Genomic DNA, 12,362 nt, shown 5'->3' with positions numbered 1-12,362 from the left:
CTAGGATACTGTATCTGCTGGCCAAAAGATGTTTATAAAACGCAACAAGCGACCACATGATGGTCGCTTGTGCTGAGATAACGCTATTGATTTGTTATCTCTCGGATTTATATGCCTATGCGCCTACGCACCTTGGTTTTGGCGCTCTTTGATTTCTGAGAGAGTCTTACAGTCGATGCACTGGGTCGCGGTTGGACGCGCTTCGAGACGACGCAAGCCAATCTCTACGCCGCAGGTTTCACAAAAGCCATAGTCTTCATTTTCGATTTCTGCTATGGATTTGTCGATTTTGCGAATGAGCTTACGCTCACGGTCACGCGTACGCAGCGCCAAAGCAAATTCTTCTTCTTGAGTGGCGCGATCATTGATGTCTGGCATGGCGCTTGACTCATCTTGAATATAAGTCTTGGTACGGTCTGCCTCACCAATCAATTGGTTTTTCCAGTCCAATAAAATCGCCTTAAAGTGCGCCAATTGCGCATCAGACATATACTCTTCACCTTCGGCTGGCACATAAGGAGTAAACTTCACTTCACTCGGATTCGTGGTCAGGGTGCTCATATGGGTATCCTACTTTTTCAAATTAATTCAATAAAACGACGCATCAAAAGACAAGACGTTATCAATTTATAAACGCTATAAGTTGTCCCTTTATAAAACGTTTTACCACTTGGTAACACAAGTAACACAGCTGATCTAATAATAAAGTTGTCTCGATATGACGACAGCGACATATCAGTACCCCAGTATATGGTTATGTATATTTTTATTTAAATACCTTGATGCAAATACCTCAGTGCAAATAGGGTAATTGGCCTACGGGTCGCTAAACAATATAACAAAAATAACAAAACACGGACTATGAATACTTAGCGTGTGGTCAGGTTAGCCATCCTAGCTATTATAATTTTGTCTAATCTCGGCTATAGGTTATCTTTATATTTTAATCATCATCTGGTTTTATAAGTTGTATCACTGTTTTTCATAATAATGAAGCAGTTTTTATCATTGTTGGTGTTTTAATGCAGTCAGACACCACCTATCTGAGCCAGCAATACCGGCAAGAAGTCCGATACATTAGGGCTACATCACGCTCGCCGCGATAAATCTGGGCGTCAAGTATCCAGTCTTTCTACCCAGCTTGCAACCTCTCCATTGTTGGCTAATTGCAACCAACGGTAACCCGGCTGGGCACGTTTATCATAGGCAAAGTCATCTGCAAAAGGTTTGAACTGATAGCAGGTAGAAGGGGTGCTATATACCGTGACCCCTTGATAATTGCGTACTTGCTCCTGATGAGTATGACCGCTGATGATTACTTTTAAGTGCGTAAACGCACTCATCTGTCGCCAAAAATCCTCGCTGTTTTTTGCCATATGGGTATCGATCCAGTCAGAATCGACAGGAATCAGATGGTGATGGACGGCAATGAGCGCAGGCTTGCTACAGTGGCTGAGCTGCTGACATAGCCAATCGATATCGCTTGGCGCGATCTCACCTGAGACCTTGCCTGCGATGGATGAGTCCAAAAACAACAACTGCCAATGAGCAGACTCAATCACATGCCGACTGAGCAAACGCGGGTCAGCTGGTCTGGCCACCAGCTCACGCTGAAAAAACGGCAAATCATAGCCCAGCTCATCGGTCACATCATGGTTGCCGGCGATACAAGCAAAAGGAATGCCAGTCGCTTGTAGGACGGCAAAAATATGATCGTAAATATCAGGTTTTACTCGGTTGACCAAATCGCCCGTCACCACTATCAAATCGCAGCGAATATCATCGTTTAATGCTTGCGCCAGTACCGTCTCAAAGCTGTGCTGACACAAAACAGCGTCAACGCTACCATCGTCAGTGCCCTTGTTGACAGGCGTTGATAGGTGCAAATCCGTGATTTGTAAAATATTGAGCTGTTCATCAGGTGGGCAAAGCGTGTTGACAGGATAGCTTAGCATTGTGGCGCTCCCTTATCGACTCAAAACAATCAAAGTTGCCAGAACGACTATGGATAAACAATGGTGATTTGGCATGGCTGATGCCAGCCCTATTAAAGCAAGTTTATAACATAAAGTGAATGAAAGCTCTAGCGATATTAATGAAATAAAGTTGGACAACATCAAGGTAAAACTTGTTTATGACACCAGTGTTTACCTAGCGCCGGCGCTCTGCTGGCCAAAACCTAAGCGTTTTTAATTTGCTAAAAAACAACGCAATAAAAAACAAAATCGCTAATATCAAAACAATAGAAAGACCGGTCTGAATGTCCAGCCAAATACTGCCCCACACGCCCAGCGTGACGCCAACCTGAGCGATCAGTAAAGACAAGAGAACCATTTGTTTGGGCGAAGATGCCCATAAGCGTGCACTCAAGGCTGGCAGTACCAAAAGGCCACTGATCAGTAGGCTACCCACCGCCTGCAAGGCAATGGCACAAAACCCTGCCAATACCCCCATAAAAAATAGCCGCTGGCGCGCAGGATTGATACCTTGAATCCGTGCCAAAGCCTCATGAGTGGCCAGCTTGATTTGCGCAGGCCATATATAGATAAGCAGTCCTAAACCCACCAGTACACTGGTAGCAAGCAGCGGCAGATCAGCCCAATCCAGCTCAAGTAAGTTACCGAACAAAAACCCCAATACATTGGCTTGCTGGTCGGTCAGCTGAGTCAATGCCAGTAGTCCCAAGCACAGCAGCGACACCGCGACAACGGCCAGTACCGCATCGACAGGCAAGCGCTCATCATCGATAAGGACCAGCCCTAGTACCACCGCGATACTAATGATGGCAATCCCAACGCCCATCGGTAATTGCCACCACACTGCCAAAGCAACGCCAAGCAGCGTACCATGCGCCAGTGCATCGGCAAAAAAAGCCATGCGCCGCCACAATACCAGACACCCCAGAGGCGCTGAGAGCAATGCTAAAATACTACCTGCAATCCAAGCCGGGGCAATGATGGCTAACCAAGCGTTCATAAAAGATATCCGTAACAGTTTTTAGTTTGCATTAACGCTGTGTTTTTAAGGCAGTCATCAACGTGTTTGAGTGCATGTATTATAATTCGCTGGGAGCATGATGCTCGCAAGCATGCGGCTGATGCACATACGGTTGCTCATAGTGGTGACCAAACAGCTTTTGAAACTCACTACTAATCGCAAGCTCGCTTGGCTGACCTTCACAGCAGATATGCTTGTTGAGGCAAATCACCCGCCGGCTGCCTTTCATCACCCAATGTAAATCATGAGACACCACGAGCATGGCGCAGCGCAAAAACGATGGTAGCTCATCAATAAACTGATACAGCCAAACCTCAGTATCAGGATCAAGCCCTTGCATCGGCTCATCTAAAATTAACAAGTTGGGTTTGTCCAGCAGTGCCCGCGCCAACAACACGCGCTGCGTTTCACCACCTGACAAATGCAGCATCTGCCGTGACAGCAGATGCGTCAAAGACAAGTTGTCAAAAATAAATTGTCGCTGCTCGGCCGTTAGGCGTTTTTTGTCCGCTTGTGCCAATAAATCACAGACGCGTAATGGCAGTATCGGCGGCACGGCAAAGCGCTGCGGGACATAGCCCAGCTGTAGAGGCTGATGAGCGGTAATTTGCCCTTTAGTCGGCTCAAGCAAGCCTAAAATAAGCTTGACCAACGTCGACTTGCCCGCGCCATTGGGCCCAATGAGGCTAAGTGTTTCATCGACAGCAATATCGATATCGATATGCGACAGTAGACGCTGCTGACCAATATGAAAACTGATGTCACTCAAGCTCAGTAGCTTTTTACGATCAAGTGTTGTATCAGTCGTAGTGGTAGATATAGACGGTGACATAAGCGCGCTCATAGGGCAAGGACTCAAGGTAAGATAAACGATGGATGATAAATTAACGAGCAAATAGTAAACCGTCGTTATTACTGACAAGCTTGGCAAAGACCACTCAGCTCAATGACACTACGCTCCACCACAAACCCCACATCTTTTTCAGCAAAGCTCATCATCTCTTGTACCGGTACGCTACTGCATTCTTGTACCCGCTGACACTGCGCACAGATCAAAAACGCCGCCGTATGCTGAGCGCGAGGATGACAGCAGGGCACGTAGGCGTTGATAGAGGTAAGCTGATGGATCAAGCCCTCACCGAGTAAAAACTCCAAGCTGCGATATACCGTGGGTGGTGCCACGTTTTTTGTCGTTTTTTGCGCCGACGCATCATCAGGTGCGACTAGTCGCATTTGCTGCAACTGGGTGATCAAATCATACGCGCCGACGGGTTGGTTGGCTTCGAGTACCAGCTGGTATATCTGCTGCCGTAACGGCGTAAAACGCGCACCACTGAGTCGGCATTGCTCCTTTGCTGCGCGCAGGCGCTCAGTCACATCATGCGGTGTAAAGTCTTGCACATCATGCAAGTGATCGCAGACTGACAAACTCGTAGACATGAGGCAAACTCCTAAAAATTACGTAGCATTTTAGCAATGGCGTTTTCTATTGTTATAGTATAACATAATAAAATAAAATTACCGAGCAACCTAAATATTGAATAACCAAGTAAATTGACCGGCCACTGTCAAAGGGTGAGCTGATGAGGGCGATCGAGCTGGGGTGATAGCAATCGTCAAACGATATGTCCGATGCCCAGCATCTATATTTGCTTAACTTTTTGCCAACTATATACCAAAGAGCTGACTATGAATCCAATGTTTTATGATTATTTGCGTGCCTATCCGATTTTGCAGCGTCTGCTAGCACCGCTACTGCTATGGTTGGGACTGGTCTGTGTGAGTGCGCATGCAGCCACCGTCAGCGTCAGCAACTATCCGCTGTTTTTATTAAGTGAGGCGGTGACCGAAGGTGCGCCGTCTGCTAAGCGGCTACTACAAGCTGGCGAAGTCGGGCATCACGGCAGTATCAGCCCTGGTGATATCAAGGCAATACGCGACAGTAAGTTTGTGGTTTGGTTTGGTGAGCCGCTAGAAAATAACTTGGCCTCAAGCTTAAAGACAGCGCCTAATGCCATTGCCTTATTTGAGTTTGATGCCTTTAATCGTCATCCGCTACGTGATGTCCAAGGCAAACCCATCGCCGGCACGCTCGACCCTCATATCTGGCTCGATCCTGATAATGCCAAAGCCATCACTCGTGCCTTGGCTGTTATCCATAGCCATGCCAATCCGCAATATAAAAGCCTTTATCATGCCAATGCACAAAAATTCGCCCAACGTTTAGACAATGCGGTGGCCGCCGCCAGCTTAGATAGCACAAAAAACCCCTCACCCTACTGGGCTTATCATGATGCGTATCAATATATCGAAGACAGCATCAATTTACAGCTTATTGGTAGCTTGAGTGTCGATCACCACTTAGCACCAAAAGCCAGTCAATTACGCCGGTTAAATGAGCAGCGCCCAACCAAGCGAATGTGCTTGGTCAGTTCAAATGCACCTGCCAAAGGCTTGCTGGCCAAACTACAGCCCGTCAGTACCACAGTACAAGCAGAAGACATGAGTAACAGCACCGACTTTATCAGTGGCTGGCAAACGATGGCGCAGCAAATCCATCAGTGTATCGATAAATAAGCGCAATTAAGCGCAATTAAGCGCAATAACGCTCAAGTATCTGACTGACGTGCATGACTGACGGCTATTATACAAATGCCACAGTATGTTTTAAGGCATCTGATTTTAAGCTATCTGAAAAATAGTTGATCGACGATATAGTTAGCTGAATGTAAAACTGTTATGGATTTAAACGCGCTACTGGTATAAATTTTGCTTGCGTGCTGCGTTCCCAGAGGCTGCGCAACCTACGTTTAAAAATAGCATCCCAGCAGCGCTATGACATTTTTAGAGTGTATCGACTATAAGATAAACACAGGAAAATGCTGGCATAGCGCTACTCCCTTTATTTAGAATGAATGATAACGGGCGCAGGCTTGCCGCTCTTGATGGCAGCCATGAGCAGTGATTGGGGTAGGGGAGAGATAAAAGGTAGATTTTGCTTGCTTAACGGCTGCAGCCTCCTTATAATAAGTGGCGTTTTATTTTGGTTAAAAGGTAACACCTGTAGAGTGAGTCATTCACGGATAAAAGGGCTGCGAGTATTTCTGCTGTCTTATCCCAATGCTATAAGGCTATAGGCGTACCATGACCAAACCTACCAAACGCACCCAAAAAGACAAGATTGGTATTTATATCAAACGCCAAGCCTGGCTGTTATTTATCTTGATCATTGCTGCTTGGATGATAGATATAAGCTGGCTACATAGTCAGCTCATCATCGCAAAAAGCACCGCAATCGGTGCACTACTGAGCTTTATCACACAGGTTATATTTGCTTTTTTTGTTTTTTGGTACACCGGATATCGCGCGCGCAGACACATTGTCAGCCAGCTATATCGAGGTCAGATGGCCAAATGGCTATTGACTGTGTTTGGTTTTGCACTAATTTTTATTACCGTACAACCCCTATCTGCGCCAGCGCTGTTTATCGGTTTTATGGTAATGCAAATTAGTCACAGTTGGATGTTGTGGCACATACGCTAGTGCTGGTAGCTCATGATGGTATCGATGATGATCTATCTGTGATGGTTACTGATTAAATAGTACTAGGCAAGTCACCCTGCCGTCCAATTTCTCTATGACTGATTCTATAAAGTCAAAAAATGACATGTGCTTTATTTCTATTGATATGATTTTTATCGATAGGAATATAAAGATAGCGATATAGGCGACGAAGATTCATTGATAAGCGCAAAATGACGATGAAAACAACACAACGTCTTAATAAGCTTTGGGTTTAGTATTAAATATTTCTACCCAGCAAATGAAGCAAACCTATACGACTAAAGGTCAGTGGCCGCTAACTTATTCATACAGTGGATAAAAAAGTCATAATTGACTTTACACGAATACAACGCTGCATTAATATAGGCAGCGAAATATTTTGCTTATAAGCGCCGAATTGAGCGATAGCTACAAAAATGTGGCAGTAAGCAAGCACATATATAATAATTTTGCGTATACATGCAAGGGCTATTACTGAATTATCATAAGCCCTTTTTTGATAGCTAAAATTTAACTTACGCCATCAAACATCGCATCGTAATAGAACTATGGGTTGGATGTTATTGGTTACATGAGTGCTTTGGTTTTTTCTATATATTTGCTTAGTCGCAACATACATAGAAAGACCACACCTCATCAGATGACAACCATATTTTTGGTAGTTGATTAAATCGTTGATTAATAAGAAGCTTACATTATGGCATCCGAGCAAACATCATCAGAATATATCTCTCACCACTTAACGAATTGGACGTACGGTTATTTGCCGGGCGAGGGCTGGAAAGTCGCTCATACTGCTGAAGAAGCAGCGCAAATGGGCTTTAACGCTATCCATCTTGATTCTATGCTATGGTCAATTGGTCTGGGTATTTTATTTTGTGCCATCTTTTGGATGGTTGCCAAAAAAGTCACTTCAGGCGTGCCAAGCAAGACGCAAGCTGCGGTTGAGATGATCGTTGAGTTTGTTGATAACAACGTTCGTGATTCATACAGTGGTACCTCAAAATTGATCGCGCCATTGGCGTTGACTATTTTTGTTTGGATCTTCTTGATGAACTTGATGGATTTGATCCCTGTTGATTTCATTCCAGGTCTAGCTGGCCAAGTTGGCGCTGCTATGGGTCATGATCCCCATCATGTTTTCTTTAAGATTGTTCCAACAACTGATCCTAATATCACGCTTGGCATGTCGTTCTCTGTCTTTGCACTGATTATCTTTTATAGCATCAAAGAAAAAGGCGTGGGCGGCTTTATTGGTGAGTTAACACTACACCCATTTAGTGCCAAAAACCCAATTGTACAAGTGATTTTGATCCCCATCAACTTCATCCTAGAAGCAGTTACTCTGATAGCCAAACCTGTATCACTTGGTTTGCGTCTGTTCGGTAACATGTATGCTGGGGAATTGATTTTCATACTGATTGCTCTAATGCCGTTTTGGATTCAATGGGCGTTATCGGTACCGTGGGCTATCTTCCACATCTTAGTTATTACACTTCAAGCGTTCGTATTCATGATGCTGACGATAGTTTATATGTCGCTTGCATCATCAACTGAACATTAATTAGACATTCAATAGGTAAATGAGGATACATCAATGGATCCAGTATTAGGTGGTTACACAGTTATCGCAGTAGCACTACTTATCGGTCTTGGCGCACTTGGCACAGGTATTGGTTTTGCTATTCTAGGTGGCAAGTTCTTAGAAGGTGTTGCACGCCAGCCAGAGCTTGGCTCTCAGTTGCAAACTCGTATGTTCATCGTAGCAGGTCTTCTTGATGCTATTCCGATGATCGGTGTTGGTATTGCTATGCTATTGTTGTTCGCTAACCCTCTAGCAGGTTAATCCGAAAGCTCAGTTGTAAATGTTTGGTGCTCGAGGATTTTCTATCAAATATAGTCAGGATTTGACTGCCAAACATGATCAATGAAACTGATTTTTCATTAACAAAGAGGTGATCACGTGAATATCAATTTTACCCTCGTCGGTCAAGCCATTGCTTTTGCAATATTTGTGATTTTTTGCATGAAATTCGTGTGGCCACCACTTATCGGGGCCATTAATGAGCGTCAGCGTAAAATCGCTGAAGGCTTGAATGCCGCAGAAAAAGCAAAAGCAGACTTGGTGACCGCAGAGCAAGATGCCCAGCAGGAGCTTGATCTTGCGAAGACTAAAGCCGCGGCTTTAATCGAGCAAGCCAATAAGAGTGCCAACCAGCTTGTCGAAGATGCAAAAGCGCAAGCGCAAGCAGAAGGTGAGCGCATTCGCCAACAAGCACAAGCATCTATCGACCAAGAAATCAATCAAGCGCGTGAATCATTACGTGCGCAAGTTGCTGAACTGGCTGTACTTGGTGCTGAGAAGATTTTGCAAGACAAAGTCGATGAGCAAAAACATGCCAGTATGTTAGACCAACTGGCGGCGAAGCTGTAATTGTGAGGATATCATGGCTGACTTATCAACCTTAGCACGACCGTACGCTAAAGCCGCGTTTGACTATGCCAACGAAAATGGTGTGGTAAATGAGTGGGAAAAATTCTTATTTATTGCCAGCCGCGTTGTCAATGACAAGTCGTTCAGTACTTGGCTGGACAATCCAGCTGTTTCTGCTGAGCATAAGTCAGCTGCTTTGGTCGATCTTTATGATACACAAGTAGCGGGTTCTAATGACTCTGCTTTTAAGCAGCTATTAGATGAGAACCGGGGTGCTCAACCAAGCGCTGACACCAGCTATCCTAAAGTATCAGTAGCACTTAGTAACTTCGTTAAACAGTTATCAGAACAAGAGCGTCTGGCGCTGCTTCCTGAAGTTTATGAGCATTATCGCCGTCACAAGGCAATAAGCTTAAAGCAGCTTGACGCATATGTGACCTCTGCCTATCCATTGACCGACGCTCAGCGTGAAACGATTCAAAAACGTCTTGCTGCCTCGTTAAATGCCAGTGTGGTGATTCACGAGTCGGTCGATCCAAGTCTATTGGCAGGCGCTACGATCAAAGTCGGTGACAAAATCATTGATGATTCGATGCGCGGCAAGTTACAACAGTTAAAAACACAGCTAACTGCCTAATGCCACTCAGTAGCGCAGCCAAATAAAATCTGCGTGAGCGTAAGAGCATTTAAGTCAGTGGGCGGGTTATCATAAATTAAAGGAAACAAGGCAATGCAACAATTGAATCCAGCGGAAATCAGTAACCTGATTAAGCAGCGTATTCAAGACCTTGATGCGGGTGCAACTGCAAAGAATGAAGGCACGATTGTCAAAGTATCTGACGGTATCGTGCAGATTCATGGTCTTGAAGATGCCATGTACGGCGAAATGATTGAGTTTGAAGGCGAAATCTATGGAATGGCGCTTAACTTAGAGCGTGATTCTGTCGGCGCGGTAGTACTTGGTGATTACCTACAGCTGCAAGAAGGTCAAAAAGCCTATTGTACTGGTCGTATCCTTGAAGTACCAGTAGGTCCTGAGCTGCTAGGCCGTGTTGTAGATGCCTTGGGTAATCCTATCGATGGCAAAGGCCCTATCGATGCCAAATTGACAGATAAAGTCGAAAAAATCGCTCCAGGCGTTATCGACCGTCAATCAGTCGATCAGCCAGTGATGACCGGTTATAAAGCCGTTGATACCATGATCCCAATCGGTCGTGGCCAGCGTGAGCTTATCATTGGTGACCGTCAGACGGGTAAAACCGCCATGGCCATCGATGCGATCATCGCCCAGAAAGCTTCTGGCATCAAGTGTGTGTACGTCGCAGTCGGTCAGAAACGCTCTACTATTGCCAATGTCGTACGTAAGCTTGAGCAAACTGGTGCGCTAGAATATACCACCGTTGTAGTCGCTTCGGCATCAGAGCCAGCAGCACTACAGTACCTTGCACCATACTCAGGCTGTACGATGGGTGAGTACTTCCGTGATCGCGGTGAAGACGCCCTAATTGTCTTTGATGACTTATCAAAGCAAGCCGTTGCGTATCGTCAGATTTCACTATTGCTACGTCGTCCGCCAGGTCGTGAAGCATACCCAGGTGATGTATTCTACTTACACTCACGTTTACTTGAGCGTGCATCACGCGTCAACGCGGATTACGTAGAAAAGTTCACTAACGGTGAAGTGAAAGGTAAAACCGGTTCTTTGACCGCTCTGCCTATCATCGAAACCCAAGCAGGTGACGTATCTGCATTCGTACCAACTAACGTCATTTCGATCACTGATGGTCAGATCTTCCTAGAGTCTAGCTTATTCGCCTCAGGTATCCGTCCAGCAGTCAACGCTGGTATATCGGTATCTCGTGTTGGTGGTTCTGCGCAGACTAAGATCATCAAAAAGCTATCTGGCGGTATTCGTACTGCTCTAGCTCAGTATCGTGAACTAGCAGCATTTGCTCAGTTTGCCTCTGATCTTGATGACGCAACTCGTGAACAGCTTGATCATGGTGAGCGCGTGACTGAACTGATGAAACAAAAACAGTATCAGCCAATGTCAATTTCTGAACAAGCGGCCGTTATCTATGCGTCAAACGAAGGCTTTTTAGCTGATGTGCCAGTTGAAAAGATTGGTGATTTTGAAGAAGCCTACTTACGCTATATGCATGATGAGCAAAGTGAATTGATGCGCGAGATTGATGACACTGCGAACTACAACGATGATATCGCAGGTCGTTTAAAGTCAGCAGTACAGACTTTTAAACAAAATCACAGTTATTAATTTAATGGGTTAAGCCGATCTGGTGATGACTGATCGTTTAAAAAGTGGCGCGTTGTCTGATACGCTTTTTGCTAAGACAAAAGCGCCACTGTCTTAACCACCGTCGGTATTAGATCGCGTTATGCACAAAATATTGCCTTTTTTAAAGGTGATTGTTTATCAAATGCTGCATGCGCCAATGCTTTTTAACCCTCTTATATTGGAATCATTATGGCAAGCTTAAAAGAGATACGTGCCAAAGTCACCAGTATTAAAAGCACCCAGAAAATCACTCGTGCCATGCAAATGGTAGCAGCGAGTAAGATGCGCCGTGCGCAAGAGCGCATGGAAGTGGGTCGCCCGTATGCTGATAGTATGCGCCGGGTTATTTCACATTTGGTGCATGCCTCATCAGATTACAAACATCCGTATATGGTATCGCGTCCAGTCAATAAGGTTGGCTATATTGTCATCACCTCTGACCGTGGCCTAGCGGGTGGTTTGAATATTAACTTATTCAAAGCTTTAACTAAAAGTATCCAAGATTATCAAGATCAGTCAGTACAAGCTGAGTTTGCAGTCATCGGTGCCAAAGGTGTCAGCTTCTTCAAAAACTTTGGTGGTAATGTTACATCGGCTGTGACCGATTATGGTGACAAACCGACGTTTGAGCAATTAAATGCACCGGTTCAAGCCATGCTTGAGGACTACAGTAACGGTAAACTTGACCGTATTTATGTCGTCTACAACCGATTCGTCAATGCGATGACTCAGAAGCCAACGGTTAATCAGTTGGTGCCTCTACCAGAGCAGTCATTTGATGATGAAGACAGTGGTCTACAGACAGAACTTAGCTGGGATTATATCTACGAGCCTGATATCAAGACATTGATTGATGAATTGCTTGGTCGCTATATCGAGTCGATTGTTTATCAAGCGGTAATGGAAAACATTGCCTCCGAGCAGTCTTCACGTATGGTTGCGATGAAAGCGGCAACAGATAATGCTGGTGACCTTATTAACGATTTACAGTTGGTTTATAACAAGCTGCGTCAAGCGGCGATTACCCGAGAAATTTCGGAAATCGTTGGCGGTGCTGCTGCTGTTTCATAA

Annotated in this window: 13 protein-coding genes; 8 read left to right on the top strand and 5 right to left on the bottom strand. The window is 45.0% G+C overall.

Going from position 1 to position 12,362, the window contains the following annotated elements; genetic code table 11:
- Positions 1-123 precede the first annotated feature (123 nt).
- The 5 genes from dksA to ACNFVB_RS00365 form a co-directional block, all read right to left on the bottom strand.
- Positions 124-561, bottom strand: coding sequence for an RNA polymerase-binding protein DksA (gene dksA / locus ACNFVB_RS00385; RefSeq protein ID WP_288997295.1), 438 nt, complete (start codon positions 559-561; stop codon positions 124-126).
- A 554-nt stretch (positions 562-1,115) separates the two neighbouring features.
- Positions 1,116-1,955: a metallophosphoesterase gene (locus ACNFVB_RS00380; RefSeq protein ID WP_430737710.1), complete on the bottom strand. Its 840-nt coding sequence runs from the start codon at positions 1,953-1,955 to the stop codon at positions 1,116-1,118.
- Between the two features lie 196 nt (positions 1,956-2,151).
- Complete coding sequence (locus tag ACNFVB_RS00375; protein WP_430737709.1) at positions 2,152-2,976, bottom strand: metal ABC transporter permease; 825 nt, start codon at positions 2,974-2,976, stop codon at positions 2,152-2,154.
- Positions 2,977-3,055: 79 nt separating this feature from the next.
- Positions 3,056-3,829 carry a metal ABC transporter ATP-binding protein gene (locus ACNFVB_RS00370; RefSeq protein WP_430737708.1) on the bottom strand — a complete coding sequence of 258 codons (774 nt, stop codon included), beginning with the start codon at positions 3,827-3,829 and terminating at the stop codon, positions 3,056-3,058.
- Positions 3,830-3,909: 80 nt separating this feature from the next.
- Positions 3,910-4,437 carry a Fur family transcriptional regulator gene (locus ACNFVB_RS00365; RefSeq protein ID WP_430737707.1) on the bottom strand — a complete coding sequence of 176 codons (528 nt, stop codon included), beginning with the start codon at positions 4,435-4,437 and terminating at the stop codon, positions 3,910-3,912.
- A 249-nt stretch (positions 4,438-4,686) separates the two neighbouring features.
- Here ACNFVB_RS00365 and ACNFVB_RS00360 point away from each other — a divergent pair, with 249 nt between their 5' ends.
- The 8 genes from ACNFVB_RS00360 (at position 4,687) to atpG (ending at position 12,362) form a co-directional block, all read left to right on the top strand.
- Positions 4,687-5,574, top strand: coding sequence for a metal ABC transporter solute-binding protein, Zn/Mn family (locus ACNFVB_RS00360; protein WP_430737706.1), 888 nt, complete (start codon positions 4,687-4,689; stop codon positions 5,572-5,574).
- Positions 5,575-6,141: 567 nt separating this feature from the next.
- Positions 6,142-6,540 carry an ATP synthase subunit I gene (locus ACNFVB_RS00355; protein ID WP_430737705.1) on the top strand — a complete coding sequence of 133 codons (399 nt, stop codon included), beginning with the start codon at positions 6,142-6,144 and terminating at the stop codon, positions 6,538-6,540.
- A 718-nt stretch (positions 6,541-7,258) separates the two neighbouring features.
- A complete protein-coding gene (atpB, locus tag ACNFVB_RS00350) occupies positions 7,259-8,125 on the top strand; it encodes a F0F1 ATP synthase subunit A (RefSeq protein ID WP_192993458.1) in 867 nt (288 codons plus the stop codon).
- A gap of 33 nt (positions 8,126-8,158) precedes the next feature.
- Complete coding sequence (gene atpE, locus ACNFVB_RS00345; RefSeq protein WP_010197960.1) at positions 8,159-8,407, top strand: F0F1 ATP synthase subunit C; 249 nt, start codon at positions 8,159-8,161, stop codon at positions 8,405-8,407.
- A 117-nt stretch (positions 8,408-8,524) separates the two neighbouring features.
- On the top strand, positions 8,525-8,995 hold the full coding sequence (locus ACNFVB_RS00340) for a F0F1 ATP synthase subunit B (RefSeq protein WP_201585908.1): 471 nt from the start codon (positions 8,525-8,527) through the stop codon (positions 8,993-8,995).
- A 13-nt stretch (positions 8,996-9,008) separates the two neighbouring features.
- Positions 9,009-9,632 carry a F0F1 ATP synthase subunit delta gene (locus ACNFVB_RS00335; RefSeq protein WP_430737704.1) on the top strand — a complete coding sequence of 208 codons (624 nt, stop codon included), beginning with the start codon at positions 9,009-9,011 and terminating at the stop codon, positions 9,630-9,632.
- 93 nt (positions 9,633-9,725) lie between these two features.
- Complete coding sequence (gene atpA, locus ACNFVB_RS00330) at positions 9,726-11,270, top strand: F0F1 ATP synthase subunit alpha (protein WP_105244313.1); 1,545 nt, start codon at positions 9,726-9,728, stop codon at positions 11,268-11,270.
- Positions 11,271-11,480: 210 nt separating this feature from the next.
- Positions 11,481-12,362 (top strand): F0F1 ATP synthase subunit gamma, encoded by an 882-nt coding sequence (gene atpG, locus ACNFVB_RS00325; protein WP_071002802.1) that lies wholly within the window; start codon positions 11,481-11,483, stop codon positions 12,360-12,362.

Origin of the sequence: Psychrobacter sp. VH5, from assembly GCF_050572635.1 — a bacterium.
GTDB lineage: Bacteria > Pseudomonadota > Gammaproteobacteria > Pseudomonadales > Moraxellaceae > Psychrobacter > Psychrobacter celer.
This window is presented reverse-complemented; position numbering and strand designations above follow the sequence as displayed.